The sequence below is a fragment of the Streptomyces sp. NPDC057950 genome (assembly GCF_042887295.1).
Taxonomy (GTDB): Bacteria; Actinomycetota; Actinomycetes; order Streptomycetales; family Streptomycetaceae; genus Streptomyces; species Streptomyces kaempferi.
This window is the reverse complement of record NZ_JBHVPP010000001.1, coordinates 768685-795495: the sequence shown is the minus strand read 5'-3', so window position 1 is coordinate 795495 and position 26811 is coordinate 768685. Positions and strand designations below refer to the sequence as shown.

Annotated in this window: 22 protein-coding genes; 10 read left to right on the top strand and 12 right to left on the bottom strand. The window is 72.4% G+C overall.

Annotated features, from left to right (window positions below):
* Positions 1–8: 8 nt before the first annotated feature.
* The gene (locus tag ACFVTC_RS03500; protein ID WP_390123450.1) at positions 9–2900 is read right to left on the bottom strand and encodes an ATP-binding protein; all 2892 of its coding nucleotides are present in this window, start codon (positions 2898–2900) and stop codon (positions 9–11) included.
* Between the two features lie 608 nt (positions 2901–3508).
* Here ACFVTC_RS03500 and ACFVTC_RS03495 point away from each other — a divergent pair.
* From ACFVTC_RS03495 to ACFVTC_RS03480, 4 genes are read left to right on the top strand one after another with little or no spacing between them, the layout of a single operon-like run.
* Positions 3509–3631: a 4-oxalocrotonate tautomerase family protein gene (locus ACFVTC_RS03495; protein WP_390123448.1), complete on the top strand. Its 123-nt coding sequence runs from the start codon at positions 3509–3511 to the stop codon at positions 3629–3631.
* Positions 3592–3705 (top strand): 4-oxalocrotonate tautomerase family protein, encoded by a 114-nt coding sequence (locus ACFVTC_RS03490; protein ID WP_390123781.1) that lies wholly within the window; start codon positions 3592–3594, stop codon positions 3703–3705. The genes ACFVTC_RS03495 and ACFVTC_RS03490 overlap by 40 nt, the downstream gene beginning before the upstream one ends.
* 24 nt (positions 3706–3729) lie before the next feature.
* A complete protein-coding gene (locus ACFVTC_RS03485) occupies positions 3730–4077 on the top strand; it encodes a hypothetical protein (protein WP_390123446.1) in 348 nt (115 codons plus the stop codon).
* Positions 4064–5080, top strand: coding sequence for a DUF6282 family protein (locus ACFVTC_RS03480; RefSeq protein WP_390123444.1), 1017 nt, complete (start codon positions 4064–4066; stop codon positions 5078–5080). Before ACFVTC_RS03485 ends, ACFVTC_RS03480 begins: the two co-directional genes overlap by 14 nt.
* Positions 5081–5428: 348 nt before the next feature.
* Here ACFVTC_RS03480 and ACFVTC_RS03475 read toward each other — a convergent pair whose 3' ends face one another.
* The 5 genes from ACFVTC_RS03475 to ACFVTC_RS03455 form a co-directional block, all read right to left on the bottom strand.
* A complete protein-coding gene (locus tag ACFVTC_RS03475; RefSeq protein WP_168526326.1) occupies positions 5429–5671 on the bottom strand; it encodes a DUF397 domain-containing protein in 243 nt (80 codons plus the stop codon).
* A gap of 83 nt (positions 5672–5754) precedes the next feature.
* Complete coding sequence (locus ACFVTC_RS03470; RefSeq protein ID WP_390123442.1) at positions 5755–6921, bottom strand: thiolase domain-containing protein; 1167 nt, start codon at positions 6919–6921, stop codon at positions 5755–5757.
* Complete coding sequence (locus tag ACFVTC_RS03465) at positions 6918–7973, bottom strand: thiolase domain-containing protein (protein WP_390123440.1); 1056 nt, start codon at positions 7971–7973, stop codon at positions 6918–6920. The genes ACFVTC_RS03470 and ACFVTC_RS03465 overlap by 4 nt, the downstream gene beginning before the upstream one ends.
* Entirely contained in the window at positions 7974–8915 is a 942-nt protein-coding gene (locus ACFVTC_RS03460) for a Zn-ribbon domain-containing OB-fold protein (RefSeq protein ID WP_390123438.1), read from the bottom strand.
* A gap of 50 nt (positions 8916–8965) precedes the next feature.
* Complete coding sequence (locus ACFVTC_RS03455) at positions 8966–9766, bottom strand: crotonase/enoyl-CoA hydratase family protein (RefSeq protein WP_390123436.1); 801 nt, start codon at positions 9764–9766, stop codon at positions 8966–8968.
* Between the two features lie 177 nt (positions 9767–9943).
* Here ACFVTC_RS03455 and ACFVTC_RS03450 point away from each other — a divergent pair, with 177 nt between their 5' ends.
* Both ACFVTC_RS03450 and paaK read left to right on the top strand, forming a co-directional pair.
* On the top strand, positions 9944–11659 hold the full coding sequence (locus tag ACFVTC_RS03450; RefSeq protein ID WP_390123434.1) for an acyl-CoA synthetase: 1716 nt from the start codon (positions 9944–9946) through the stop codon (positions 11657–11659).
* A gap of 170 nt (positions 11660–11829) precedes the next feature.
* On the top strand, positions 11830–13134 hold the full coding sequence (gene paaK, locus ACFVTC_RS03445) for a phenylacetate--CoA ligase PaaK (RefSeq protein WP_390123432.1): 1305 nt from the start codon (positions 11830–11832) through the stop codon (positions 13132–13134).
* A 38-nt stretch (positions 13135–13172) separates the two neighbouring features.
* Here paaK and ACFVTC_RS03440 read toward each other — a convergent pair whose 3' ends face one another.
* Positions 13173–14675, bottom strand: coding sequence for an acyl-CoA synthetase (locus ACFVTC_RS03440; protein WP_390123430.1), 1503 nt, complete (start codon positions 14673–14675; stop codon positions 13173–13175).
* Positions 14676–14860: 185 nt separating this feature from the next.
* On the opposite strand from ACFVTC_RS03440, the gene ACFVTC_RS03435 reads away from it, so the two are divergent.
* The gene (locus ACFVTC_RS03435) at positions 14861–17338 is read left to right on the top strand and encodes a penicillin acylase family protein (RefSeq protein WP_390123428.1); all 2478 of its coding nucleotides are present in this window, start codon (positions 14861–14863) and stop codon (positions 17336–17338) included.
* 23 nt (positions 17339–17361) lie between these two features.
* On the opposite strand, the gene ACFVTC_RS03430 is transcribed toward ACFVTC_RS03435, so the two are convergent.
* Positions 17362–17904 carry an ArsR/SmtB family transcription factor gene (locus ACFVTC_RS03430; RefSeq protein ID WP_390123425.1) on the bottom strand — a complete coding sequence of 181 codons (543 nt, stop codon included), beginning with the start codon at positions 17902–17904 and terminating at the stop codon, positions 17362–17364.
* 57 nt (positions 17905–17961) lie between these two features.
* Between ACFVTC_RS03430 and ACFVTC_RS03425 the strand changes: the two genes are divergently transcribed.
* Positions 17962–18867, top strand: a complete 906-nt coding sequence (locus tag ACFVTC_RS03425) for a S41 family peptidase (protein WP_390123423.1) — start codon at positions 17962–17964, stop codon at positions 18865–18867.
* Between the two features lie 213 nt (positions 18868–19080).
* Here the strand turns inward: ACFVTC_RS03425 and ACFVTC_RS03420 are convergent, their stop codons facing one another.
* The 4 genes from ACFVTC_RS03420 to ACFVTC_RS03405 form a co-directional block, all read right to left on the bottom strand.
* A complete protein-coding gene (locus tag ACFVTC_RS03420) occupies positions 19081–20637 on the bottom strand; it encodes an acyl-CoA synthetase (protein ID WP_390123421.1) in 1557 nt (518 codons plus the stop codon).
* Entirely contained in the window at positions 20634–21746 is a 1113-nt protein-coding gene (locus ACFVTC_RS03415) for an NAD(P)H-dependent flavin oxidoreductase (RefSeq protein ID WP_390123419.1), read from the bottom strand. Before ACFVTC_RS03415 ends, ACFVTC_RS03420 begins: the two co-directional genes overlap by 4 nt.
* 54 nt (positions 21747–21800) lie before the next feature.
* Positions 21801–23369, bottom strand: coding sequence for a phytoene desaturase family protein (locus tag ACFVTC_RS03410; RefSeq protein WP_390123417.1), 1569 nt, complete (start codon positions 23367–23369; stop codon positions 21801–21803).
* 91 nt (positions 23370–23460) lie between these two features.
* On the bottom strand, positions 23461–25791 hold the full coding sequence (locus tag ACFVTC_RS03405; protein ID WP_390123415.1) for a tetratricopeptide repeat protein: 2331 nt from the start codon (positions 25789–25791) through the stop codon (positions 23461–23463).
* On the opposite strand from ACFVTC_RS03405, the gene ACFVTC_RS03400 reads away from it, so the two are divergent.
* Both ACFVTC_RS03400 and ACFVTC_RS03395 read left to right on the top strand, forming a co-directional pair.
* Entirely contained in the window at positions 25727–26380 is a 654-nt protein-coding gene (locus tag ACFVTC_RS03400; RefSeq protein ID WP_390123413.1) for a pentapeptide repeat-containing protein, read from the top strand. The genes ACFVTC_RS03405 and ACFVTC_RS03400 overlap by 65 nt on opposite strands.
* Positions 26349–26795, top strand: coding sequence for a hypothetical protein (locus ACFVTC_RS03395; RefSeq protein WP_390123411.1), 447 nt, complete (start codon positions 26349–26351; stop codon positions 26793–26795). Before ACFVTC_RS03400 ends, ACFVTC_RS03395 begins: the two co-directional genes overlap by 32 nt.
* The last annotated feature ends 16 nt before the right edge of the window (positions 26796–26811 follow it).

Sequence of the window (26811 nt, the reverse complement as noted above, 5' to 3'; positions counted from 1 at the left end):
GCGCGGGGCTAGGTGGACGGCTGTTCGCCCAGCGCCGCCGCCAGTCCCGTACGGTCCGTGCCCACTTTCCGGTAGACCGCCGACATGAGCCGGGCGACGGCCTGCTCGTCGGTGTGCAGTTCCTCGGCGATCTGGTCCGCGGTGCGGCCCCGGGCGGTGAGCACGGCCGCCGTGCGTTCCCGGGCGGTGAGCGTGTCCGTCTCGGTGCTGTGCAGTCTGCGCGGGCGCAGCCCGGCGGCCGCCAGCTCGTCACGGGCCTCTTCGACGAGCCCGTCGGCGCCGCACTGCACGGCCGCGTCGAGACCTCGGTAGAGATGTTCGGCGGCTTCCTTGGGGCGGCCCGAGCGGCGCAGCTCGGTCCCCAGGGCGACCAGGGCGCACGCGAGTTCGTACGCGGCCGGGGAGCGCTCGAGGTGGCTCACGGACTCTTCGAGGAGTTTGACGCGGGTCGAGCCGGAGGAGACCTCGGCGGCGGCCCGCAGTGCCTGGCCGACGGCCGAGGGGGCACCGTACTGGCGGGCGCGCTGCACCGCTTCGGTTGCCGTGGCGACGGCGCGGTCCGGTGCGTCGTGGCTCTCGGCGCGGGCCAGGTGGAGCTGCCACGGGCACCAGGAGGGGTTGCGGATGCCGCGTGGGTCGAGGCGACGGCCGGCCGCCGCCAGCTCGGTGGCCGCGTCCTTGGTCAGGCCGCGGGCGAGCAGTAGTTGTCCGTACACGATCTGGGCGTCGGGGAAGGTCACGGCGGCGGGGAAGGGCGCTCCGAACGCGTACTCCTCGGCGGTCCGCGTGGCGTCGGCGACCCGGCCGCGGGCCAGCAGGATCTCGACGAGGGTGGCGACGGCGTACCAGTGGACGGGGGTGCCGGGCCCGACGCGCTCGGCGAGCCGGAGGCCGGCGCGGACGAAGTCCTCGGCCTCGGCGAGCCGGCCGCGGCGGTAGCGGACGTACGCGAGGATCGTGTAGCCGAAGGAGAGGTGGGCGCCGTGCCAGCCCTGGCTCTCGAAGTCGGCGATGCCGGCGGCGAACAGTTCCTCGGTACGGCCCGGGCGGTCCGCGTACATGAAGGTGAGGGCGACCAGGATGGGCACTTCGAAGCCGCGGTCGGCCTCGGCCCAGCCCAGGCCCCCGGCGAGGGCGCGCTCGGCGTGCTCCAGTGCGACGTGGGCGGGCTCGCCGCGCAGCGTGGCGTCCCAGGCGCGCAGGCCGATGACATAACGCTCGGTGAGGTCGCGGCCGGGCAGGCGGTCGGCGAGGCGGGTCAGCCGGCGCGAGCGGGCGGGCGAGTCGGGCTCGTCGGCCCGGAAGGCGTCCCACATGAACTGCTCGGACTGCATGCGCAGCCGTACCCGGGCGTCCGCGGTCATCCGGCTCTCCCGGGCGAGCGTCTCGGACGCCTCGGCGAGCCGGTCGCTGTGGGCGAGGACCTGGGAGAGCCGGTAGACGACGTTGTGGCGCAGCTCGGGGTCGGTGATGGGTTCCTCGAGGGCTGCCCTGAGGTGGTTGACGGTGGTCGCGGGTTCGGTGAGCAGGGAGGCGCAGCCCAGTTCGTACAGGACGGCCGCGCGCTCCTCGAAGGGCGGTGGTTCGCGCAGCGCGCGGGCGAGGTAGCGGCGGGCCGCGTCGGGGGCTCCGGCGCGCTGGGTCTCACGGGCGGCGGCGCGCAGTTGCTGGACGACCCAGACGTCGCCGTCGGGGTGGCTCTCCATGAGATGGCGGGCGGCGGCGGAGGGGCCCAGGCCCTCGTTGATCACGCACCACGCGGCCTGGCCGTGCAGGGCCACGCGGACGCCGCCGGGGATGGCGCGGTAGACGGCGGTGGCGACCAGCGGGTGCACGAACTCCAGGGTGTCGGCGCCGGTGAGGATCCGGGCGCCGCGCAGGGCGTCCGCCGCGTCGGCGGCCTCCTCGGAGCCGAGTCCGGCGACGGCCGCGGCCAGGGCCGGTGAGATCTCCGTGCCGAGCACGGCACAGGCCCAGGCGAAGCGGACGGTGGAGGTGCCCAGGCGTTCGAGGCGGGCGATCAGACCGCTGCCCTTGACGGCGGCGGCGAGGTCGCGCAGCAGATGAGCGCCGGCCTCCGTCGGGACCAGCCCGCGGTCGCGCACCTTCGCGGTCAGTTCCACCGCCTCGAAGGGGTTGCCCGCCGTGACCGCCCAGCACTCCCGGCAGAACGCGTCGTCGGCCTGGACGCCGAGGTCCTCGCGCACCAGCCGTGCGACGGCGGCGGCGCTGAGCGGTTCGAGGTCGACGGGCCGCTGGCCCGCGCGCCCTGGCAGGACCCTGAACGACTCGGCTTGGTCGGGGAGTTCGTCGGGCCGGTAGCCGACGACGAGCAGCAGCGGGAGTTCCTCGGCGCGGGGTGCGAAGGCGGCGAGCCAGCTCAACGACTCGAGGTCGGCCCAGTGCGCGTCGTCGAGGACGAGCACCATCGGGGCGCGCTGCACGGCGAGGTGGGTGAGGACCCAGTCGAGGCCGGCGCGCAGGCCCTGTTGGTCGGGCGGAGCACCGTCCGAGGCGGCGCACAGGCCGAGCGCGGGTCCGACGATGGCGTACCAACTGCCGAGCGAGGCGCGGAGCTCGGCCTCCGAGAATCCGGCCAGGTGGGGCTGCAGGAGCTGGCGGGCGACGTGGAAGGCGACGCGCTGCTCCTGCTCGCCGCCGCGTGCGGACAGCACGGTGCATCCTTTGGCGGCGGCGCGCCGCCGCACCTCGGCGAGGAGGGTCGTCTTGCCGATCCCGGCGCGTCCGGCGAAGGCGAGGAGCGCGCCGCGGGGCCGCTCGGGCGCTTCCGTACCGTCCCTGCGCAGGCCGGTGAGCTCGCTCAACGCCTCCTCGACAGCGGCGAGTTCACTCTCCCGTTCGAAGAGAGTCCTTCTGCTGCGTACGCTGCGCTGTCCCATCCTCCACCCCCTGGCCACGGTGGTGCGTCCTGCGCGGGGAGCGGGTGCGCACCGTGACCTCCAGGCACCTCAGCGTACGCCGATAGCGCCTTCCAGGGAGCCCTTCCGGCCGCTGACAAGCGGATCTTTCGTCAATTCCGCGCGACGGACGCGGACTTCCGTTCCCGAAGGGGTGACGGACCCCGCCGACGCCGTTCGGCAGGCCGGCGGACACGTCGGCGAGCGGCATGTTCACGTGGGCCCGTCCCCTCGCGGGTGCCGCCTCCCGGGCACACCAGGACCGCGGCCGTCTCCTCGCCCGTGGCGTCCCGTGCGTCCGTCACGGGGCTCTTCCTCGCGGCGCGATCACGGATCCCCAGTCCCCGGCCCCCGGCCCCCGGCCCCCGGCCCCCGGCCCCCGAGCACGGAACGGGGTCCGGGCGATCCGGCGATCCGGCGATCCGGCGATCCGGCGATCCGGGACGCATCACGATTCGTGATCGGTGCCGGATCGGATTGCGTCTTGGACGGCCCCCGGCGCGGTGTTGGACTGGATCCGCGGCGGTTCCCCCGCCCTGCGGCCCGGGACCGTACGGCATCAGTTCAACCTCGCTCCAGCGGAGAACACCATGCCTCTCATCCACGTGCAGCGGACCCCCGGCAGGACCGCCGAGCAGAAGGCCCAGCTGGTCCGTGACCTGACGACGCGTATGTGCGGGCCACCGGCAGCAAGCCGGAGAGCGTGTGGGTGACGGTGCAGGAGATCGGTACCGACAGCTGGTCGATCGCCGGCGAGACGCTCGCGGCCCGAGCCGCCAAGCGCTGACCCCACGGACCCGTCGGCCCACCGGTGAGCCGACGGTCCCACCGGCCCCACACGCAACCGCCGTTTCCGGGGCGGCGGTTCCTGGACGGGTGGTCGGACACTCCCGGCGCCCCCTACGAGGGAGTTCCCGACCGCATCCGGCGGGAGACCCGGCCCGTCCGTCCGGGCGACTGGATCTTCGCCGGCGACAACGGCGCGCTGCGCGTCCCGGCCGGCCTCGTCGAGGAGGTCGTCCGCCGCGCCGAGGCCGTGGAGCGTACGGAGTCCCGTATCCGGGCGGCGGCGCTCGGCGGCGACAGGCTGGACGAGGCACGCGCCCGCTTCGGCTACGCCCGTCCGTGGGAGGACGAGGGTGACCATGACGACCGCTGAAGCCACCGGGCGGCCCGGTCCCCCGCTCTTACGGCACGCCGGCTTCATCGACGTCCACTACCACGTAGGTCCGGACGCGTATCTGCGCCGTCACACCGCCGCCACCGCCGGTGCGATCTACGCGGGGCACGGGGGTTGGGTCGTCCTCAAGGACCACCTCGGCTCGACCGCGGCCCAAGCGTACGCGGGGCACGGGGGTTGGGTCGTCCTCAAGAACCACCTCGGCTCGACCGCGGCCCAAGCGTACGCGGGGCACGGGGGTTGGGTCGTCCTCAAGAACCACCTCGGCTCGACCGCGGCCCAAGCGTGGGAGGCCCGCCAACAGGGGCTGCCCGTCTCCGGCTCGATCGTCCTCAACGCCCTGGCCGGAGGATTCGACGCGCGGGCCGTGGGACAGGCCGTCATCCAGCACGGCGAGGACAGCGGACTGCGCCTGATCGTCCATCTGCCCACGGTCACCGGCCGCACTCAGCGCAGCCGGCTGACCCGCACCCCCTCCCATCCCCTCCTCGCCGGGGGCCTGCGCCCGCTCACCGTCGCCGACGACAGTCGGGTGCTGCGCACCGAGGTCCGTGAGGTCCCGCGCGCCGCACGGGATCTGCCGGTGGTCGTCTCCACCGGCCACGCCGACGCCCACGAGGTGCGACTCCTGGTCGACGAGGCCGTACGGCTGGACCTGCCACGCCTGATGCTCAACCAGCCCGCCAATCCGATGACCGGGCTGACCTGCAAGGACCTCGTGGAGGTGGCCGCGGCGGAGCCGGTATGGACGGAGCAGACCGCGCTCACCCGGCTCCTCGAGTACCAGGACCTGACCGGCTTCGCCGACGTCCTGCCCCTCCTGCCGAGGGTCGTCTACAGCTCCGACCTCGGCCAGCCGTCCCAGATGGACATCGAGCCATGGCTGGAGTGGAGCCGGTCGTCCTTCCACCAGGCCGGGTTGACTCCTGAACGGATCGCGGGGATCACCCTCACCGAGCCCCTGAAGATGCTGAGCCTGTGACCGCGCCCCCGGTCCTGCCCGACGTACAGACGGGAGGCCGCCGGCCCACCGCCTGCCGGTGCCGCATGCGACCACGACCTGAGAGCACGCGAGTGGCCGGGCGGCCGGTGGCGGGGCCGATACGCCGGAGCGCGTCGCCCCCGGTGCGGGCGCGCTAGGTCGAAGGGCCCCGCGGGGAACGGCCCTTCGCGGGCGGCGGCCGTTCTCCGTCAGGCGCGGGAGGTGGCGGCCGTCTCCCGGTTCCGGTGCGGTTCGGCACCGGCCGGGGGACGGGGTCACCGCTCGCGTGTTCCTTCTCCTCGTGCCAGGTGCCAGGTGCCAGGTCAGGTCAGGTCAGGTCAGGTCAGGTCAGGTCAGGTCGAACTCGCCCTCGCGGGCGCCCGACACGAAGGCGCCCCACTCGGCGGGTGTGAAGATCAAGGAAGGGCTCTCGGCGCGGCCGCTGTTGCGCATCGCGATGAAGCCCTCGACAAAGGCGATCTGGACGTCACCTCGCCCTCGGCTGCTGGACTGCCATTCGGCCTTGCTCAGGTCCAGCTCAGGCTTGTCCCAGCCCGCGAGCGGGTGTTGCTCGATGGTGCTCTCGGCCACGTCCGTGCTCCTCCCGGTTCGTCGTCCGCCGCCAGCCTAGCGATCGGTTCCGGTGGCGGACAGGCCACGTGAGGGGGACGGTTTCAGGAGCTGGGCGGCTCGGACCCGACCAGCCACATCGAGAAGAACTGGGAGCCGCCTCCGTAGGCGTGCCCCAGTACCCGTCGGGCCCCTTCCACCTGGTGTTCTCCCGCCTGTCCACGTACCTGGAGCGCCGCTTCCGCGAAGCGGATCATCCCGGAGGCCCCGATCGGATTGGTGGAGAGTACGCCGCCCGACATGTTGACGGGCAGGTCCCCGTCGAGCTCGGTCACCCCGGATTCGGTGAGTTTCCAGCCCTCGCCCTCGTCGGCGAAGCCGAGGTTCTCCAGCCACATGGGTTCGTACCAGGAGAAAGGTACGTACATTTCCACGGCGTCGATGTCCCGGCGCGGGTCCGCGATGCCGGCCTGCCGGTAGACGTCGGCCGCGCAGTCCTTGCCCGCCCGCGGGGACACGCAGTCCTTGCCGGCGAAGAGGGTGGGCTCGCTGCGCATCGCGCCGCCGTGCAGCCACGCGGGCGGACGGGGTGAACGGGCCGCGCCCGCGCGGTCGGTGAGGATCATGGCGCACGCGCCGTCCGAGGACGGGCAGGTCTCCGAGTAGCGGATCGGGTCCCAGAGCATCGGGGATGCCTGGACCTTCTCCAGGGTGATGTCGTGTTCGTGGAGGTGCGCGTAGGGGTTCTTGAGCGCGTTGCGGCGGTCCTTGTAGGCGACCAGGGAGCCGACGGTGTCGGGCGCGCCCGTACGCCGCATGTACGCGCGTACGTGCGGTGCGAAGAATCCGCCCGCGCCGGCCAGCAGCGGCTGCTGGAAGGGGATCGGCAGGGACAGGCCCCACATGGCGTTCGACTCGGACTGCTTCTCGTAGGCCAGGGTCAGGACGGTGCCGTGGACGCGGCCCGCGACGAGGTTGGTGGCGACCAGCGCGGTCGAGCCGCCGACGGAGCCCGCCGTGTGCACGCGCAGCATCGGCTTGCCGACGGCGCCGAGCGCGTCGGCGAGGTACAGCTCCGGCATCATGACGCCCTCGAAGAAGTCCGGCGCCTTACCGATGACGACGGCGTCGACGTCGGACCAGGTCAGCTCCGCGTCCGCCAGGGCCCGCCGGGCCGCCTCGCGGACCAGGCCGGCGATCGACACGTCCCGCCGGGCCGCCACGTGCTTGGTCTGGCCGACGCCTACGACGGCCACGGGCTCCTTGCTCATCGCGGATCCCCTTCGAGTACGGCGACCAGGTTCTGTTGGAGGCAGGGCCCCGAGGTGGCGTGGGCGAGTGCCCGGTCGGAGGTGCCCCGGTGGATGCGCGCGGCGGCCTCTCCGACGCGGACGAGCCCGGCGACCATGACCGGGTTGGCCGCGAGCGCTCCGCCGGAGGGGTTCACGTCCACGTCGTCGGCGAGCCGCAGCGCCTTGCGCAGGACGACCTCCTGCGAGGTGAAGGGGGCGTGCAGTTCCGCCGTGTCGACGGGTCGTTCGAAGGCCCCGGCGCGCTCGGCGGCGAGGCGGGTGGACGGTGAGTCCGTGAGGTCGCGCACGCCGAGACTGTGGGCCTCGATGCGGTGGTCGATGCCACGGATCCAGGCGGGCCGCTCGCACAGCTCGCGGGCCCGCTCGCCCGCCGCGAGGATCACCGCGGCGGCGCCGTCCCCGACCGGCGGGCAGTCCCCGGTCCGCAGCGGACGTACGACGTAGTCGCCCTGGCCCACCGAACCCCGCGGCTGCGCGTGGGGGTTGGCGGCCCCCGAGGTGCGGCTGCGGGACGCGACGGCGGCGAGCGCGGGTTCGTCGGTGTCGCCCGCGTCGATGAGTGCCCGCGCCTGGAGTGCGGCGAGCGCGACCGAGTCGGGCCACAGCGGCGCGACGTAGTACGGGTCGAGCTGCCGGGTCAGGACGTCCCGTACGGATCCCGGCGACGACTTCCCGTACGCGTACACGAGCGCGGTGTCGGCGTCACCGGTCAGGAGCTTCGTCCATGCCTCGTACAGCGCCCACGCCCCGTCCATCTCGACGTGCGACTCGGAGATCGGCGGCCAGGCGCCCACCCCGTCGAGCGCCATGGTGAAGGAGAAGGCGCGGCCCGCGAGGTAGTCCGTCGAACCGGAGCAGGTGAAGTCGATGTCGCTGGTCTTCAGGCCGGTGCTGTCCAGGACCTCGTGCAGGACCGGCATGAGCATCTCCACCTCGGAGAGTTCGTCGCTGGTGCGCCGGTGGTCGGTCTGCCCGAAGGCGACCACGGCGACGTCCCTGATGGGCCGCATCTACAACAGCTCCTTGTACGTCTCGTAGTCCGCGTCGGGTTCGCCGGCCGGCCGGTAGTGGTCGGGGTGACGGCCGTCCTGGGTCCACACGGGCTCGACCCGCAGCCCCATCCGCACCTGGTCGTAGGGGATGCCGCCGATCCGGCCGTGCAGCGCGAGGTCGGCGCCGTCCAGGGCGATGTGGGCGTAGACGTACGGCACTTCGATGTCCAGGTTCCGGGCCTTGATGTTGACGATGCAGTACGTGGTGACCGTGCCGCGCGGTCCGACCTCGACCCGTTCGGTGGTGGCGACCCCACAGGTGGGGCACGCGCCCCGGGGCGGGACGTACACCTTGCGGCACAGCGGGCAGCGCTCGCCCACGGTGCGCCGCTCGGAGAGGGCCTCGATGTAGGCGCTCTGGGCGCGGCCCGGCGTGTACACGTAGTCGAGGCGGGCGGGGGCGACGATGCCGGTCACCATGTCGGCGAACCGGCCGTCGTGAGCACCGGGTCGGCCCGGATCGCCGTCGTACGGTTCGAAGCAGGCGATGTCCGTGATGGCTCCGGAGCGTTCCCCGGCCCAGCGGACGCGCACCCGCATCCCGGTGCGCACGGCGTCGGGGCCTGGAGCGTCCAGGGCGTGCAGCAGGGCGGTGTCGGCGCCGTCGAGCCTGACCAGGACCCAGGCGAAGGGCGTGTCGAGCGGCTGGCCCCGGCGCGGGGCGTGGTTCCAGGCCCAGGTGGTGACGGTGCCGGTGGGGGCGACCTCGACCAGGTCGCGGAGCTCGTCGGCGGTGACGGGGTCGTACTCGACGGGCGGGACGAGCGTCCTGCCGTCGGTGGTCCGTACGCCGAGGACCACCCGCTCGCGCAGACCGGTGAGGAACGCGCTCTGGACGGGGCCGAGCGAGCGGGTGAAGGGGAACTCGACGACGAGGGGGGCTTTGAGGACTTCGGGCATCCCGGATGTCTCCTTCGGAGGTCAGGCGCGCACGTACGGGAGCTCGGGGGTCAGGCGCGCCGGTAGACGGGCGGGCGCTTCTCGGCGAAGGCCCGGGAACCCTCCTTGGCGTCGGCGGTGTCGAAGATCGGCCAACCGCGCGTGAGTTCGGCGGCGAGGCCCTCGGCCTCGGTCATCCCGGCGGTCTCGTACACGGACGCCTTGACGGCCTCGACGGCGAGCGGGCCGCAGGCGTTGACCCGCTCGGCGATCTCGAGGGCCTCGGCGAGCGCCGTTCCGTCCGGCACGACCCGGCCGACGAGACCGATGCGGGCGGCTTCCGCGGCCGGGTAGGAGCGCCCGGTCAGGAGCATCTCCAGGGCGTGCGTGCGCGGGATCTGGCGTGGCAGCCGGACGGTGGAGCCGCCGATCGGGAACAGTCCGCGTCTGACCTCGAAGAGGCCGAAGAGCGCCGACTCGCCGGCGACCCGGATGTCGGTGCCCTGGAGGATCTCGGTGCCGCCCGCGACGCAGGGTCCCTCGACGGCGGCGATCACCGGTTTGCGGGGGCGGTGGTGGCGCAGCATCGCCTTCCAGTGCAGATCCGGGTCGGCCTTCAGCCGGTCCCGGTACCGCTCGCCCTCCATGCCCTTTCCGGCCAGTGCCTTGAGGTCCATGCCTGCGCAGAAGGCGCCGCCCGCGCCGGTGAGCACGATCGAGCGGATCCCGTCGTCCGCGTCGGCCTCGGTCCAGCCGTCGTACAGGCCGACCAGCATCGGCAGCGAAAGCGCGTTCTTGGCCTCGGGCCTGTTGAGCGTGAGCACCAGCGTGGCGCCTTCGCGCCGCACGGTGAGGTGTTCCGTCCCACCCATTGCCGTCCTCCCGTCGCAGGAACGAGAACAGGTTGCAGGAGGCGCGGAGTCAGTACAAGGGTTTTCTGACAGACAGTCAGATTTCTTCTGCGCGGGCCCTTCCCAGTTGTGGCGGGCTTTGCTCTGATGACCGTCGAGCCGAGGGGCGGCCCCGGACGTTCGGCGTCAGGAGGAGCGGTGGAGTACAACCTTGCCGACCTGTTCGAGTCGGTCGTCGACGTGGTCCCCGACCGCGAGGCGCTGGTCTACCTCGACCATCCCGGCACGGGCGCGGAGCGCCGGCTGACGTACGCGCAACTGGACTCGGCGGCGAACCGCATCGCCCACCACCTGATCGACAGCGGCATACGCCCCGGCGAACACCTGGGGCTGCACCTGTACAACGGGATCGAGTACGTGCAGACGGTGCTGGCCTGCCTGAAGGCGCGGATCGTACCGGTCAACGTCAACTACCGTTATGTGGCCGACGAACTGGTCTACCTCTACCAGGACGCGGATCTGGTGGCCCTGGTCTTCGACGCGGAGTTCACCGACCGGGTGACGGCGGCACTTCCGCGAACCCGCGCTCTGCGCCACCTCGTACGCGTGGGAGCCTCCGGCTCCGGGACGGCCGCCACGCCGCGCACCTCGGCCTCCACCTCCATCTCCACCTCCATCTCCGCCTCCGCCTCCGCCTCCGCCGATGCTCCCGCTCCTGATCCCGCGCGTACTCCGGCCCTCGTGGACTTCGCGGAGGCCGAGGCCGCCGGCTCCCCCCGGCGGGGTTTCCCGGCACGCTCGGCGGACGACCAGTTCATCATCTACACGGGCGGTACGACCGGTATGCCCAAGGGCGTCATGTGGCGGCAGGAGGATCTGTTCTTCGCGGGCCTGGGCGGCGGCGCGCCGACGGGTGAGGCGGTGGCGAAGCCGGAGGAGCTCGCCGAGCGGGTCGCGGCGGGCGGTGAGGGCATCACGTTCTTTCCCACTCCCCCGCTGATGCACGGCACCTCGACGCTGACGGCCTTCATCGGGTTCAACTTCGGGCAACGGGTGGTGATCCACCGCAAGTTCGTGCCCGAGGAGGTACTTCGGACGATCGAGCGGGAGCGGGTCACCAGCGTGTCGCTGGTCGGCGACGCGATGCTGCGACCGCTGATCGACGCGCTGAAGGGGCCCATGAGGGGCACGGACTGCTCCTCCATGTTCAGCCTGTCGTCGTCCGGCGCCATCATGTCGGAGACGGTCCGCGCGCAGTTCCAGGCGCTGGTCCCGAACGTGATGCTGCTCAACAACTTCGGCTCGTCGGAGTCCGGGTTCAACGGCACCGCCACCGCCGACTCGGGCCCCGGCAGGGGCTTCCGGGTACGCGTCAACTCCCGCACCCAGGTGGTGGATCCGGCGACCCACGAACCGGTCGCCGTCGGCGAGCCCGGACGCATCGCACAGCGCGGCCACGTGCCCCTCGGCTACTACAACGACCCCGCGAAGACGGCCGAGACCTTCTTCCAGAAGGACGGCGAGCGATGGGTCCTGCTCGGCGACATGGCGACCGTCGACGAGGAGGGCATCGTCATCGTCCTCGGCCGAGGCTCCCAGTGCATCAACACCGGTGGCGAGAAGGTCTACCCGGAGGAGGTCGAGCAGGCCCTCAAGTCCCATCCGGACGTGTACGACGCCCTGGTCGCCGGGGTGCCGGACGAGAAGTGGGGCAACCACGTGGCGGCGGTCGTACAACTGCGCCAGGGTGCGCGCCGGCCGTCCCTCGAGGACATCCAGGCCCACGTCCGGGACCACCTCGCCGGCTACAAGATCCCCCGCCAGCTGGTCATCACGGACACCATCCAGCGGTCGCCGAGCGGCAAGGCCGACTACCGCTGGGCACGCTCGGTGGCGGCGGAGGCCGGCGGCTGAGCCCCGCGCCGCCCTCGCGTCCCGCGCGTCGAGGACATCGCGCACGGATCGCGAAGAAACTGGACGCCGACCCCTTGCACGAGACGGACCGGCCTGAATTACTGATCCCGAACAGCACGACCGAATGATCGGTCGCCCGGATTGGTACGGTTGGTGAGGGAGGAGTCCCCATGGCGGATTCCACGGTGTCGAAGGACCTGCTGGACGCGGGCGAGCGGCTGGACGCCGACGCGCTGCGGGCGTTGCAGGAGGAGCGGCTGCGGGCGTCCTTGCGGCACGCGTACGAGAACGTGCCCTTCTACCGGGAGTCCTTCGACAAGGCGGGCGTACGGCCGGACGACTGCCGGACCCTCTCCGACCTGGCGCGTTTCCCGTTCACGACCAAGGCGGACCTGCGCGAGAACTATCCGTACGGGATGTTCGCCGTGCCCCAGGAGCGAATCCGCCGCCTCCACGCGTCGAGCGGGACCACCGGGCGTCCCACGGTCGTCGGCTACACGGACAACGACCTCTCCATGTGGTCCGACATGGTGGCCCGTTCGATCCGGGCGGCGGGCGGCCGTCCGGGCGACAAGGTGCATGTGGCGTACGGCTACGGGCTGTTCACCGGCGGTCTCGGCGCGCACTACGGCGCCGAACGGCTCGGTTGCACGGTGATCCCCGCGTCCGGCGGCATGACATCACGTCAGGTGCAGCTCATCCAGGACCTGCGCCCCCAGGTCATCATGGTGACCCCCTCGTACATGCTCACGCTGCTCGACGAGTTCGAGCGGCAGGGTGTCGACCCGCGCGGCACCTCGCTGCGGGTCGGTGTCTTCGGCGCGGAGCCGTGGACGGAGGAGATGCGGCGCGAGATCGAGGAGCGGTTCGCCATCGACGCCGTGGACATCTACGGCCTGTCGGAGGTGGTCGGCCCGGGTGTCGCCCAGGAGTGCGTGGAGACCAAGGACGGGCTGCACATCTGGGAGGACCATTTCTATCCGGAGGTCGTCGACCCGATCACCGGCGAGGTGCTGCCGGACGGCGCCGAGGGCGAGCTCGTGTTCACCTCGCTCACCAAGGAGGCCATGCCCGTGATCCGTTACCGGACGCGGGACCTGACCAGGCTGCTGCCGGGCACCGCCCGTGTCTTCCGGCGGATGGAGAAGATCACCGGACGCAGCGACGACATGGTGATCCTGCGGGGGGTCAATCTCTTCCCGACGCAGATCGAGGAGATCGTGCTGCGCACGCCGGGCGTCGCGCCGCACTTCCAGCTCCGGCTGACCCGCGAGGGCCGTCTCGACGCGCTCACCGTACGGGCCGAGGCGCGGCCCGGCGCCACACCCGGGATCCGCGAAGCGGCCGCGCACTCCATCACGGCCGCCGTGAAGGACGGGATCGGCGTGTCGGTCACCGTCGAGGTCGTCGAGCCGGAGTCGCTGGAGCGGTCCGTGGGGAAGATCAGGCGGATCGTCGACCTGCGGGAGCGCTGAACCGGGTCCGGTGTCGGGCGGGCGGCGCCCGGCGCGGTCTACGAGTCCGCCGCGAACCGGTCCCTCAGTTCGCGCTTGAGGATCTTCCCGCTCGCGTTGCGCGGCAGCTCGTCCACGAACAGCACCCGCTTGGGCGCCTTGAAGTGGGCGAGCTTCTCCCGTGCGTGCGCGACGAGTTCGTCCCCGCTGATCTCTCCGCGCGCGACGACGACCGCCGTGACCGCCTCGATCCACCGTTCGTCGGGCAGTCCGATCACCGCCACCTCGGCGACCGCCTCGTGGGTGTAGAGCGCGTCCTCCACCTGCCGCGAAGCGACCAGCACACCACCGGAGTTGATGACGTCCTTCACCCGGTCCACGACGGTGAAGAATCCGTCCCCGTCCTGGACCGCGAGGTCGCCGGAGTGGAACCAGCCGTCGCGGAAGGCCTCGGCCGTCTCCTCCGGTCTGTCCCAGTAGCCCTCGCACAACTGCGGTGAGCGGTAGACGATCTCGCCACGCTCCCCGTCGGCCACGTCCTTGCCGGTCTCGTCGACGACCCGTGCCTCCACGAACAGCACCGGCCGTCCGCAGGAGTCCATCCGGCCCCTGTGCTCGCGGGGGCCGAGGACCATGGCCAGCGGGCCGATCTCGCTCTGGCCGAAGCAGTTGTAGAACGCCAGCTTCGGCAGCCGTTCCCGCAGCCGCTCGAGGACGGGAACCGGCATGATCGACGCCCCGTAGTACGCCTTGCGCAGCCCGCTCAGGTCGCGGGTCGCGAAATCGGGCCGGTTGGACAGGCCGATCCATACGGTGGGCGGGGCGAACAGGCTGTCCGCACGGCCCGCCTCGACCAGGTCGAGGATCTCGCCGGCGTCCGGCGCGTCGAGGATCACGTTCACGGCGCCCACGGCGAGATACGGCAGCAGGAACACGTGCATCTGCGCCGAGTGGTAGAGCGGCAGCGCGTGCACGGGCAGGTCGCCGGCCTGCAGGTCGAGGGCGGTGATCGCGCTCAGGTACTCGTGCACCAGCGCGCGGTGCGTCATCATCGCGCCCTTGGGCAGCGCGGTGGTGCCCGACGTGTACAGCAGCTGCGTCAGATCCTCACCGCGCGGCTCCGGACCGTCGTACGGCGGGGTCTCGGCCAGGCGCGCGAGCAGCGAGTCGCCGGCGTCGCGCAAGGGCAGGGTGCGCGTCCCCTCGGGCAGGTTTCCGGCCAGATCCGGATCGGCCAGGACGAGTCCGCAGCCGGCCTGGCCGACGATGTACGCAAGGTCGTCGCCGGTCAGGTTCTGATTGACCGGCACGTGTACCAGTCCGGCTCGGGCGCAGGCGAGGAAGCCGATCAGGTACGCGTCCGAGTTGTGGCCGTAGGCGCCGACGCGGTCGCGGGGTGCCAGTCCCGCGGACCGCAGGGCCTGGGCCGCACGGGAGACGGCCTCGTCGAGTTCGGCGTAGGTCCACGAGCGGTCGCGGTAATGGACCGCGACGCGCTCCGGGGTCCGCCGGGCGCTGCGTCGCAGTACCCCGTCGACCGTGACGCTTCGTCCCGCCGTCATGACCTGCTCCTTCGTCCGTCCGCCCTGGCGTGATCCTCGTTGCGGTCCCTGAGCGCGGTCAAGCGTCCGGCGCGTTTGACGCGAAGACGCTCCACCGTCGCGTGGGACGCGGTGACACCCGGTCAAACGTCTGTGGCCGTTGTTACGCTCAACCGCCCCTTCCCTCACTGATGTCGGGAGGCACGATGCGCACCCGCCCCGGACGGTTCACCGTCCTGGCCGCCGCCCTGCTCGTCGCCACCACGGCGCTGCCGGCCGCCGCCGCGGACGGTCAGGGCCCGCGGCACTCCCTGTCCCGTCCGTCGTCCGGTGATCTGTCCGCCGTGATCCGCTACACCGAGTACGGCATTCCGCACATCCTCGCCAAGGACTACACGGATCTCGGCTTCGGCACCGGCTGGGCGCAGGCCGCCGACCAGGTGTGCACCCTCGCCGACGGCTTCGTGACCGTGCGCGGCGAACGCTCCCGGTTCTTCGGGCCCGACGCGGCGCCCGACGGCTCGCTGTCGTCGGCTACCGGGAACCTCTCCAGTGACCTGTACTTCCGCGGTGTCCGCGAGGCGGGCACGGTGGAGGAGCTGCTCGCCCGCCCCGCGCCGAGGGGGCCGAGCCGGCAGGTCCTGGACCTGATGCGCGGTTGGGCCGCGGGCTACGACGCCTGGCTCGCACAGCACCGCGTCACCGACCCGGCCTGCCGGGGCGCCGCCTGGGTCCGCCCCGTGACCCCGGTGGACGTGGCCGCGCGCACTTTCGCGCTGGCGGTGCTCGGTGGCCAGGGCCGCGCGGTGGACGGCATCACGGGTGCGCGACCGCCGGCGACGACCGCCACCGTCACCGGCGCGCCCGCTTCCCCGGGCGCAGTCGCCTCCTCGGGCGCGACCGCGCCCCACCGGCGCGACACCGCAGCCGCGAAGAGCTTCGCCCGTGCCGCGCGGGAGGCCTTCGACAGCGCCGACATGGGATCCAACGCGGTCGCCTTCAGCGGTGCCACGACGGCGAACGGCCGCGGTCTGCTGCTCGGCAACCCGCACTACCCCTGGCAGGGCGGCCGCCGCTTCTGGCGGTCTCAGCAGACGATCCCCGGCGAACTGGACGTCTCGGGCGGCTCCCTGCTCGGTTCCGCGACGATGTCGATCGGGTTCAACGCGCGGGTGGCATGGAGCCACACGGTCGCGACGGGCGTCACCCTCGACCTTCATCAGCTGACCCTGGATCCGGCCGATCCGACGACGTACCTGGTGGACGGAAATCCGGAGCGGATGACGAGTCGGGCCGTCACCGTGGGGGTCGAAGGCGGCACCCGCGTCACCCGTACCCAGTGGTGGACCCGCTACGGCCCCGTGGTCACCTCGCTCGGCGCCCAGCTCCCGCTCCCCTGGACCACGACGACGGCGTACGCGCTCAACGACCCCAACGCGTCCAACCTGCGGACCTCGGACACCTCCCTCGGTTTCAGCAGGGCACGCAGCACGGCCGACATGATCAGGGTCCTGAGGACCACCCAGGGACTGCCCTGGGTGAACACGATCGCCGCCGACTCGGGGGGTCACTCGCTGTTCACCCAGTCGCAGGTACTCCCCCGGATCACCGACGAACTGGCCCGGCGCTGCTCGACACCGCTCGGCAGGGTCACCTATCCGGCGTCCGGGGTCGCGATCCTCGACGGCTCGCGCGGCGACTGCGCGCTGGGCAGTGACCAGGACGCCGTGCAACCGGGGATCTTCGGGCCGGGGCGGATGCCGGTCCTGCGGGACGCGCCCTATGCGGAGAACTCGAACGACAGTGCCTGGCTGGCCAACGCGGACCGGCCGGTGACCGGGTACGAGCGGGTCTTCGGGACGATCGGCACCGCGCGCTCGATCCGTACCCGGGGCGCGATCGACGACGTCGCGGCGATGGCCGCGAAGCGGGATCTGTCCCAACGGGACCTGTTGGCCCAGCAGTTCACCAACCGTGCCCCTGCGGGTGACCTCGCCGCGAACGACGCGGCCAAGGCATGCGCCGCGCTGCCGGGCCGCAGCGCGACGGGCGTCGACGGCGGCTCGGTCGACGTGAGCGCCGCGTGCCGCGCGCTCGCCGCGTGGGACCACACCATGAACACCGGCAGCCGGGGCGTACTGCTCTTCGACCGCTTCTGGCGCAGGCTGACCACCCTGGTGCCCGCCGCGCGGCTCTGGAAGGTTCCGTTCTCGGCGGCGGATCCCGTGCACACCCCGAACACGCTCGACACCGGGGTCTCGGGGTTCGCGACCGCCCTCGCCGACACGGTGACCGAGCTGCGCACGGCGGGCATCCCGCTCGACTCCCCGCTCGGCGCGCACCAGTTCGTCGTGCGGGACGGCCGGCGCATCCCGGTGCCGGGCGGCACGGAGTCGCTGGGAGTGTGGGACAAGGTCGAGCCGGTGTGGGATCCCGCGGCCGGCGGCTACACCGAGGTCACCACCGGGTCCTCGTACATCCAGGCGGTCGGCTGGGACGGAAGCCGCTGTCCGGTCGCCCGTACGCTCCTTACGTACTCCCAGTCGTCCGACCCTGCCTCGCCGCACTACAGCGACCAGACGCGGCTGTTCTCCGGCGAGCGGTGGGTCACCTCCCGGTTCTGCGAGAGGGACATCCTGTCCTCGCCCGGTCTGCGGGTGATCCGCGTGGGCGGGCGCCGCTGACAGCTGTCCTGTCCCAACAGCGCTCAGCCGGAACCAGTGGTGCCGGTCGGCAGGGACTGCCGACAGAACGCCACCAACACGCCGTGCACGGGCCGGCCCTCCGCATCCTCCTCGGCCTCGTCGACCAGTCGGGCGAGGGCCTCGCCGAGTTGTCTTGCCTTCGCAGGGCTCAGCCGCAGGTGGCGAAGTGTCAGGTGGGTCTCGGCAGGAGCGCGGTCCAGCTCCTGGGCGACCGCCGCGAGCATCGCGGCGGTGCCCTTCGCGCGGGGTTCGGCGACGACCGTCCGGCGGGCCGTGCGCTGGTAGTACCGCTCGGTGCCGCCGTGGACCTGGCGCGTCTCGGCGACGTGGACCAGCCCGGCCGCGCTGAGCGCCTTGGGGCGATGGGCCACGCTGTCCTTCAGCGCGTCGACCCGCGCCGCGAGCCGGCTGGTGGTGGCAGGCCGGTGGCCCAGGGCGAGGAGCGACCGGTGACGCAAAGGGTGAGAGAGCGCCGCGAACCGCTCAGGCGCACCGATCTCCAGGACGTCCTCAGGAGGCGTCTGAGAGGGGGGCTGATCACGCACACCGAAAGGGTCCAAACCCTTTGACGCTTTCGCAACGGCAGTGCTCTACTCCCTGCCATGACGACTCCGACGAAGCTCGCGCCGGCCCCTGTCATCGACGAGACGGCCCGGCTGCTGGCCGAGCACTACGTCTTCCCCGAGACAGCCGAGCAGCTGGCCGGCCTGTTGCGACGACGCCTTGCCGAAGGCGCCTACGACGTGGACGACGCGGAGGAGCTCGCCGGCCTGGTCACCGCGGACCTCCAGTCCGTCAACGGTGACCGGCATCTGAGGCTGAAGCACCACGCCGCCCTGGTCCCCCCGAAGCAGGGGGCGGCCACCCTGGACGCCATGCGCCGGGACTTCGACTCCTCACTGGGCGGTGCGCCCCGGGTGCAGCTGCTCGACGGAGGGGTCGCCGTGGTGGAGCTGGCACCGATGCTCTTTCCGCTGGAGTGGGCCGCCGAACCGCTGGGCGCCGCGCTCACCCTGGCCTCCCGCGCCCAGGCGCTGATCGTGGACCTGCGCGGCAACCGCGGCGGCGACCCGGACACCGTCGCCTTCGTCTGCAGCTACCTCCTCGACGAGCGCACGCACCTCAACACCATGCACTGGCGCGGCGGCGAGCGCAGCGAGCAGTCCTGGAGCCTGCCGCACGTTCCCGGCGCGCGCTTCGGCGGCAGCAAGCCGTTGTACGTGCTGTCCAGCGACAGCACGTTCTCGGCCGCTGAGGAGCTGGCGTACGACCTCCAGCAGCTCGGCCGGGCCGTGGTCGTCGGCGAGCCCACCCGCGGCGGCGCGCACCCGTGCCAGGGCTGGACCCTGCACCCGCACCTGGAAGCCACCGTCCCCGTCGGCCGCGCCGTCAACCCCGTCTCCGGCACGAACTGGGAGGGCGTCGGTGTGCAGCCGGACGTTCCTTGCGCCGCTGCTGACTCCCTCGACCACGCTCACGCCCTGGCTCTCGCCCGACTGGCAGGCTGACCCGGTCCGGCGCATCGACGGCACCGCGCGCGTCGCCTCCCCCCATCACCCCGGCGGCCGACTTCACCGGCGGAGGTCCCGTCGCGGGATCCCAGCGCGCTCGACCGCACGGCCGGATTCGCCGGGACACGGGGCCCGAGCGGCTCGGTTCGTCGAGAATCGACTCGGTCGAGATCGACTCGGTCGAGTGGGCCGGGACCCCCGGGAGCCGTGTCACACGGCTCGGGTACGGCCCTCCCAGTACGGGTCGCGCAACCGCCGTTTGTACAGTTTCCCGTTCGGGTCGCGGGGCATCGAGTCGATGAAGTCGACGCTCTTGGGACGCTTGTACCCGGCGAGACGCTCCGCGCAGTGACGCAGGACGTCCGCGGCGAGGGCCGCTCCCGGTGTGTGTCCGGGCGCGGGCTCGACGACGGCCTTGACCTCCTCGCCCCAGTCGTCGTGGGGGATGCCGAAGGCCGCCGCGTCGGCGACGGCGGGGTGGGCGAGCAGGGCGGCCTCGATCTCGGCCGGGTAGATGTTGACGCCACCGGAGATGATCATGTCGATCTTGCGGTCGCGGAGGAAGAGATAGCCTTCCTCGTCGAGGCAGCCGAGGTCGCCGACGGTGAAGAAGTCGCCGATGCGGTTCTTGCGCGTCTTGCTCTCGTCCTTGTGGTAGGAGAATCCGCCGGTGCTCATCTTCATGTAGACGGTGCCGAGTTCGCCGGGCGGCAGCCGCCTGCCGTCGTCGTCGAAGACGGCGAGTTCGCTGATCGGCCAGGCCTTGCCGACGGTACCGGGCTTCTTCAGCCAGTCCTCGGCCGTCGCGAAGGCGCCCCCGCCCTCGCTGGCGGCGTAGTACTCCTCGACACTGTGGCCCCACCACTCGATCATGGCTCGCTTCACATGGTCGGGGCAGGGGGCGGCGCCGTGGATGGCGTGCCGCATCGACGACACGTCGTAGCGGGACCGGACCCCCTCGGGGAGCGCCAGCAGCCGGTGGAACTGGGTCGGGACCATGTGGGTGTGGGTGCACCGGTGGGTGTCGATGACCCGGAGCATCTCCTCGGGTGTCCACTTGTCCATCAGCACCAGACGGTGGCCGATGTGCAGGGAGGCGCCCGCGAACTGGAGGACGGCCGTGTGGTAGAGCGGTGAGCAGACGAGGTGGACGTTGTCGTCGAAGGGCTTGATGCCGAAGATGCCGAGGAAGCCTCCGAGGTAGGTCTCCTCGGGGAGCTTGCCGGGCAGCGGTCGGCGGATGCCGCGGGGGCGGCCCGTGGTGCCCGAGGTGTAGTTCATGACCCAGCCGAGGGTGCGGTCGGCGGGAGCCGATCCGTCCTGTCCGGCGAGGAGTTCGGCGTACGGCCGGAAGCCCGCGGCCGGGCCGACGGCGTAGCGGTTCGCGGGCGGCAGTCCCGCCTCGTCGGCGGCGTGGCGGGCGGCGTCGGCGAACCGTTCGTGGGTGATGAGCACCTTGGCGCCCGAGTCCGAGACGATCCAGGCGATCTCGGGTCCGACGAGGTGGTGGTTGACGGGGACGAGGTAGAGGCCGGCCTGCGAGGCCGCGAGATAGGCGACGAGGAACTCGACGCCGTTGGGCAGGACGACGGCGAAGGCGTCGCCGCGTCCGAGACCGGCGGCGCGCAGCCCGTGCACCAGTTGGTTGGCCGCGGTGTGCAGTCGGCCGGCGGTCCAGTCGTCCCCGTCCGGTGTGACGAGGACCGTCCGCCCGGGGTCTGCGGTGGCCTGGGCCCAGAAGCCGTTCGGTGGGGTCGAGGTGGTCACGGTCGGGCGCTCCTTCCGGCGATCCGGTTGACGCGGTCGACGGCGTGCTCGAAACCGCGGGTCAGGTCGTCGAAGACGGCCTGGACGCTCCGTTCGCTGTTCATCCGGCCGACGATCTGCCCGACAGGCGTCCCGAGCAGCGGCTCCACCTCGTACTTCTGGATGCGGGAGACGGCGTCGGCCACCAGCAGCCCCTGCAGGGGCATGGGCAGGGTGCCGGGACCCTGTGGGTCGTCCCAGGCGTCGGTCCACTCGGTGCGCAGCTGGCGGGCCGGCTTCCCGGTCAGCGCGCGCGAGCGGACGGTGTCTCCGGACCCGGCGGCCAGCAGCTTGCGGGTCACGGCCGGTGAGTGCAGGTCGGCCTCGGTGACGGTCAGCCACAGCGAGCCGAGCCATACGCCCTGGGCGCCGAGGCTGAGCGCGGCGGCCACCTGCCGCCCGCTGCCGATGCCGCCCGCCGCGAGGACGGGCAGCGGGTCGACGGCGTCGACGACCTCCGGCGTGAGCACCATCGAGGCGATCTCCCCGGTGTGGCCGCCCGCCTCGTAGCCCTGCGCGACGACTATGTCGATACCCGCCTCGGCGTGTTTGCGGGCGTGCCGGGCGCTGCCCGCGAGGGCCGCGACGAGCACCCCTTGTTCGTGGGCGCGGTGCACGACGTCGGCGGGCGGTGAGCCCAGCGCGTTGGCCAGCAGTCTGATCGGATGGCCGAAGGCGACGTCGAGCTGGGTGCGCGCGACCTCTTCCATCCAGCCCGTGATGCGCCAGCCCGCGGCCTCCCCCTCGGCGAGTCCGGGGACGCCGTACTTGGCGAGGGTGTCCGCGACGAACTGCCGGTGCCCTTCGGGGATCATCGCCTCGACGTCCGCCTCGGAGACTCCCTCGACCTTCTTGGCCGGCATCACCACGTCCAGGCCGTAGGGCCTGCCGTCGACGTTCGCCTCGATCCAGTCGAGGTCGCGCTCGAGGTCGTCGGGGGCGGTGTAGCGGACCGCGCCGAGCACGCCGAGACCGCCCGCGCGACTGATGGCCGCGGCGACGGCGGGAAACGGCGTGAAGCCGAAGATGGCGTGCTCGATCCCCAGTTGCTTGCTCAGCTCCGTCTGCATGGCCGCAGGATGCCGCAGTCGTCCGGCCGAGGGAAGACCTTTTCTGATGCTCCGTCAGTTTTCTCGGGGGCCGTCCTCCTCCAGCACGGCCATGGCGGCGTTGTGCCCCGGCACCCCGCTCACCCCGCCGCCGCGCACCGCGCCCGCGCCGCACAGCAGGACGTTGGCGTGCGCCGTCTCGACGCCCCAACGGCCCGTGCCCTCCTGGACGTAGGGGAAGGCCAGGTCGCGGTGGAAGATGTTGCCGCCCGGCAGGCGCAGGTCCCGTTCCAGGTCGAGCGGGGTCTTCGCCTCGATGCACGGGCGTCCGTCCGCGTCGGTGGCCAGACAGTCCGCGAGCGGCTCGGCGAGCTGGGCGTCCAGCTGCGCCAGGGTCGACTTCAGCAGCTCCGCGCGCACCGCGTCGTTGTCGTGCGTGAAGAGCCGGGCGGGCGTGTGCAGGCCGAAGAGCGTGAGGGTCTGGTAGCCCTGCTCGACCAGCTCCGGGCCGAGGATGCTGGGGTCGGTGAGTGAGTGGCAGTAGATCTCGGAAGGCGGGGCGTCGGGCAGCCGGCCGGCGGCGGCCTGCGCGTGAGCGGTCGCCAACTGCTCATAACCTTCGGCCACATGGAAGGTCCCCGAGAACGCCTCACGCGGGTCGACGGAGCTGTCGCGCAGCTTCGGCAGCCGCTTGAGCAGCATGTTCACCTTGAGCTGCGCACCTTCGGCCGGGGTCGGCGCCGGCTCGCCCGTGAGGGTCGCCAGCTCCTGGGGCGAGGCGTTCACCAGGACGTGCCGGGCCGCGACGACGCCCTCGCCGTCCGCGGTCCGGTAGGTGACCTCCGCGGTCCGCCCGTCGGTCTCGACGCGGATCGCCTCGTGGCCGGTGGCGATCACGGCGCCCGCGCCGCGCGCCGCGCCGGCGATGGCGTCAGTGAGGGCGCCCATGCCGCCGACCGGCACGTCCCAGGCGCCGGTGCCGCCGCCGATCACGTGGTAGAGGAAGCAGCGGTTCTGCCGCAGCGAGGGGTCGTGGGCGTCGGCGAAGGTGCCGATGAGGGCGTCTGTGAGGACGACACCGCGCACCAGGTCGTCGCTGAAGTTCTCCTCGACGGCGACGCCCACCGGCTCCTCGAAGAGCACCCGCCAGGCCTCCTCGTCGTCGATCCGGCCGCGGAGTTCGTCGCGGGTGGGCAGCGGTTCGGTGAGGGTCGGGAACACTCGCTGGGCGACCCGGCCGGTCATGCCGTAGAAGCGCTGCCATGCCTCGTACTCGCGGTCCGATCCGGTCAGCCGCCGGAACGCCTCGCGGGTGCGCCGCTCGCCGCCGCCGACGAGCAGTCCGGTGGGCCGCCCGTCGCGTTCCACGGGCGTGTACGAGGACACGGTGCGCCCGCGGACCCGGAAGTCGAGGCCCAGATCACGCACGATCTTCCGGGGCAGCAGGCTGACCAGGTACGAGTAGCGCGACAGTCGCGCGTCGACCCCGGCGAACGGCCGGGTGGACACGGCGGCGCCGCCGGTGTTCCCCAGGCGCTCCAGCACCAGGACGGAGCGTCCGGCACGGGCCAGATAGGCGGCGGCGACGAGACCGTTGTGGCCCCCGCCGACGATCACGGCGTCATATCCCTCATGTACAGGCATGGTTCTTGGTAGCACGCGATGATCTAGGTCTGCCAGAGGTACGCGGCAGCCGGCGGGCGCCCGGATGGCCGCTCGGGACGGGACGGAAGACTCAGAGCCCCTCGGCCGCCCGCTGCTGTCGCATCACCGCGACCCGCCGGTACAGCTCCACCGCCTCCTGGGCGCGCCCGAGCTGCTCCAGACAGTGTGCCTCGTCGTTGCGGCTGGCCAGGGCGTCGGGATGGGTCTCGCCGAGGACGTGCTCGCGGGCGACCGCGACGGCACGGTACTCGGTGAGGGCGTCGGCCCAGCGGCCGAGCCAGCCGAGGCCGACGGCGACCTCGCGGCGGCTGACGAGGGTGTCCGGATGGCCGGGGCCGAGGACGCGTTCGCGGATCGCGCACACGTCGCGGGACTCCTCGAGCGCCTCCTCCCAGCGCCCCATGCGGCCGAGGTTGACGCCGAGTCCGTGCCGGGCGCGCAGGGTCTCGGGGTGGGCGGGGCCGTGCATCCTGGTGCGGTCGTCGATCAGATCGCGGTACAGCTCCAGGGCCTGCGCGCTGCGACCGAGCCGGCCGAGGCTGATGCACACCTCGTAGCGGGCGGAGAGCGTGTCCGGGTGGTCGGGGCCGAGCGCCCGCGCCCGCGCCTCGGCCACCTCCCGGTAGGTGCGCAGCGCCTCCGGCCAGCTTCCCAACTGGCCCAACGCGTAGGCGACTTCGTAGCGGGTGAGCAAGGTGTCGGGGTGGTCCGGGCCGAGGACCCGCGCGCGGGCGTCCGCGACCTCGCTCGCCATCCGGTAGGAGTCCTCCAGACGCCCCAGTCTGCTCAGGTTGAAGGCGAGGTTGTGACGGCAGCGCAGGGTGTCCGGATGATCGGGGCCCATGGCGCGTTCCCGGGCGGCGAGCACGGTCGTATAGGCATGGTGCGCCTCGAAGTGACGGCCCAACCGGCCCAGGACGTAGGCCGTTTCCTGCCGGGCGGCCAGGGTGTCGGGGTGGTCGGGGCCGAGCACCCGTTCCCTGGACCGGGCGACGTGCGCGTAGGCGTGCAGCGCGTCCGCGGGCCGGCCGGTGCGGCTGAGCGTGAAGCCGACCTCGTACCGGCTGGCGAGGGTGTCGGGGTGGTCGGGGCCCAGGACGTGTTCCCGTTCGGCGGCGACCGCGCGGTGCACCTCGCCCGCCTCGGTCCACCGGCCGAGCCGGCCCAGGCCGATTCCCGCGTTGTGCCGTTCCGTGAGGGCGGTGAGCACCTCCGGTGACGGCGTGGGGAGTTCGGTGCGGTCCGGCGTCGCGGGGTCCGTCGTCGCCGGACCCACGGTCCACTCGCCGGTCAGTCCGGCCGCGGCGTCCGGCGGTGTGACCCGCGGCCCGGCTCCGGTCGCCTTGTGGCCGGTGGTCATGCCCCGCGTCCAGGAGGGCAGCACCGGGTCCTGGGACGGCGGTTGCGGTTGCGGTTGCGGTTGCGGTTGCGGTTGCGGTTGCGGTTGCGGTTGCGGTTGTGGTTGTGGTTGCACCGAGGACGCCAGGCTCCGCCGGCCGGGGTCCGGCCGGCGGAGGACCGGGGACACGACCGTCGGCACGTGCACCGGCGTCGTACGGCCCGCGCTGAGCCGGCGGCCGAGCTCACGCGCGTCCTGCGGCCGCCGGTCCGGCTCTTTGGCCAGCAGGTCCAGGATGATCCGCTCGACGTACTCGGGGAGCTCGGCCCGGCGCCCGCGCGGCGGCTCGGGAGAGGTGTCGCGGTGGCTGATGAGGACCGCCCACGCGTCGTCGAGGTCGAACGGCGGTGCCCCGGTGGCGATCTCGTAGAGCACGCATCCGAAGGAGTACAGATCGCTGCGCCGGTCGACCTCGACACCGCTGATCTGCTCCGGCGACATGTAGTGCGGGGTTCCCATCGCGATACCGGTGCCGGTCAGCCGGGCCGTGAAGCCGACGTCGTGGCCCAGCCTGGCAATGCCGAAGTCGCAGATCTTCACGGTGCCGTCGGCGAGCCGCATGATGTTCGCCGGTTTCAGGTCCCGGTGCACGACGCCCTGCTGATGGGTGTACGCGAGCGCGGCCGACACCTGGTCGGCGATGTCCACGACATCGGCGACCGGCAGCGGACGCTGCTCGTTCTCCCCCAGCAACTGACCGAGGTTGTGCCCCTCCAGCAGCTCCATGACCAGGTACAGCACGCCGTCGGACTCACCGAAATCGTGCACGACGGTCACCCCGCGGTGCTGCAGCGCGGCGGCCACCCGGGCCTCGCGCCGGAATCTCTCCCGCAGGACACCGGTGAAGGACGGGTCGTGGTGCGGGCCGAGAGGCTTGAGGCACTTCACGGCGACCTGCCGACCCAGCGACTCGTCGCGGGCACGCCACACCTCGCCCATGCCGCCACGCCCGATCAGATCGAGCAGTCGGTACCGGCCCTGGATCAGCCTCGTCTGCGCCATCTCGTGCGATCGCCCCCGTCGCTGCTCGCCGCGCCCTCCCCTGGCCCGTCCAGTATGGCGAGTTATCTGCCGACTTTGTACGGCACCCGGCGCGAGCCGGGGCCGAGCCACGCCATGCGCCGCGCACCCGTGGGGACGGGCGCCACCGGCGAAGACGTGCGGGAACGCGGCGCGGTTCGGCGCCCGCGCCACGCGCCCGCCGGGTCACCTTGGCGGGCGGCAGGGCCGGTCCGCGGTGCGACACGTGGGCGTACGGCGGCGGCTCGGCGTACGCCGGCCGCACCACGCGCCGTGTCAGCACGACGCGCGCCGGGCCGACGCGCGCCGAGCTGACATGTGCGGAGCTGACATGTGCGGAGCTGACATGTGCGGAGCTGACATGTGCGGAGCTGACGTGCGCCGAGCTGACGTGCGCTTCGGCCGACCGGCGGGACCTGTCCGTCCCGCCTGCCTCGCACTCGTCGACGCCCCGCGGGTCCCGGCGTCCGTGCGGTCGCGCGCCGAGCGTTCCGGTCCCGTCCGCGGGGATGCCGGTCGGGGGTGCCAGAATCGGCGGCATGACGCTGTGCGACTACTTCTCCGCCGCTGACGATCAAGCCGCCGTCGCCGTGGGCGGATCGCCCGGAGGGCCGGGGCCGGCCGGGCTCGACGTGGTCTCGCTGAAGGGCATCGACCCGGTGGTCGCCATCGCCCGGCTCGAGGCGATCGCGACCGACTGCAGCTACGAGGAGGCCGGTCAACGCCCCCGGTCCGGGCAGCTGTTGTCCGAGGCGGACGGCCAAGGCCCGCTCGTGTTCAGCCTGTCGGACACGCTGGTGACCGCCCTCGTCACCGCGACCCGAGGTGATTTCCGGCGCTTCGCGGAGTCGTGGTCCATGACCGCCGAACTGCGGCACAACCAGGTCGACGCCGAGACGGCCGGGGGCGCCCTGGAAGCCTTGGCCGGCCTGGCCCGACGCGCTCAGCCGGCCGGCCTTCGCCTTTACTGCCGGTGGGCACTGTGACAGGCCGGGCCCCCAC

Coding starts and splice junctions, on each gene's coding strand:
- ACFVTC_RS03500 (WP_390123450.1), bottom strand. CDS start 2,900: ATGGGACAGCGCAGCGTACGCAGCAGAAGGACTCTCTTCGAACGGGAG.
- ACFVTC_RS03495 (WP_390123448.1), top strand. CDS start 3,509: ATGCCTCTCATCCACGTGCAGCGGACCCCCGGCAGGACCGCCGAGCAG.
- ACFVTC_RS03480 (WP_390123444.1), top strand. CDS start 4,064: ATGACGACCGCTGAAGCCACCGGGCGGCCCGGTCCCCCGCTCTTACGG.
- ACFVTC_RS03470 (WP_390123442.1), bottom strand. CDS start 6,921: ATGAGCAAGGAGCCCGTGGCCGTCGTAGGCGTCGGCCAGACCAAGCAC.
- ACFVTC_RS03465 (WP_390123440.1), bottom strand. CDS start 7,973: ATGCGGCCCATCAGGGACGTCGCCGTGGTCGCCTTCGGGCAGACCGAC.
- ACFVTC_RS03460 (WP_390123438.1), bottom strand. CDS start 8,915: ATGCCCGAAGTCCTCAAAGCCCCCCTCGTCGTCGAGTTCCCCTTCACC.
- ACFVTC_RS03455 (WP_390123436.1), bottom strand. CDS start 9,766: ATGGGTGGGACGGAACACCTCACCGTGCGGCGCGAAGGCGCCACGCTG.
- paaK (WP_390123432.1), top strand. CDS start 11,830: ATGGCGGATTCCACGGTGTCGAAGGACCTGCTGGACGCGGGCGAGCGG.
- ACFVTC_RS03440 (WP_390123430.1), bottom strand. CDS start 14,675: ATGACGGCGGGACGAAGCGTCACGGTCGACGGGGTACTGCGACGCAGC.
- ACFVTC_RS03435 (WP_390123428.1), top strand. CDS start 14,861: ATGCGCACCCGCCCCGGACGGTTCACCGTCCTGGCCGCCGCCCTGCTC.
- ACFVTC_RS03425 (WP_390123423.1), top strand. CDS start 17,962: ATGACGACTCCGACGAAGCTCGCGCCGGCCCCTGTCATCGACGAGACG.
- ACFVTC_RS03415 (WP_390123419.1), bottom strand. CDS start 21,746: ATGCAGACGGAGCTGAGCAAGCAACTGGGGATCGAGCACGCCATCTTC.
- ACFVTC_RS03410 (WP_390123417.1), bottom strand. CDS start 23,369: ATGCCTGTACATGAGGGATATGACGCCGTGATCGTCGGCGGGGGCCAC.
- ACFVTC_RS03400 (WP_390123413.1), top strand. CDS start 25,727: ATGCCGCCACGCCCGATCAGATCGAGCAGTCGGTACCGGCCCTGGATC.
- ACFVTC_RS03405 (WP_390123415.1), bottom strand. CDS start 25,791: ATGGCGCAGACGAGGCTGATCCAGGGCCGGTACCGACTGCTCGATCTG.
- ACFVTC_RS03395 (WP_390123411.1), top strand. CDS start 26,349: ATGACGCTGTGCGACTACTTCTCCGCCGCTGACGATCAAGCCGCCGTC.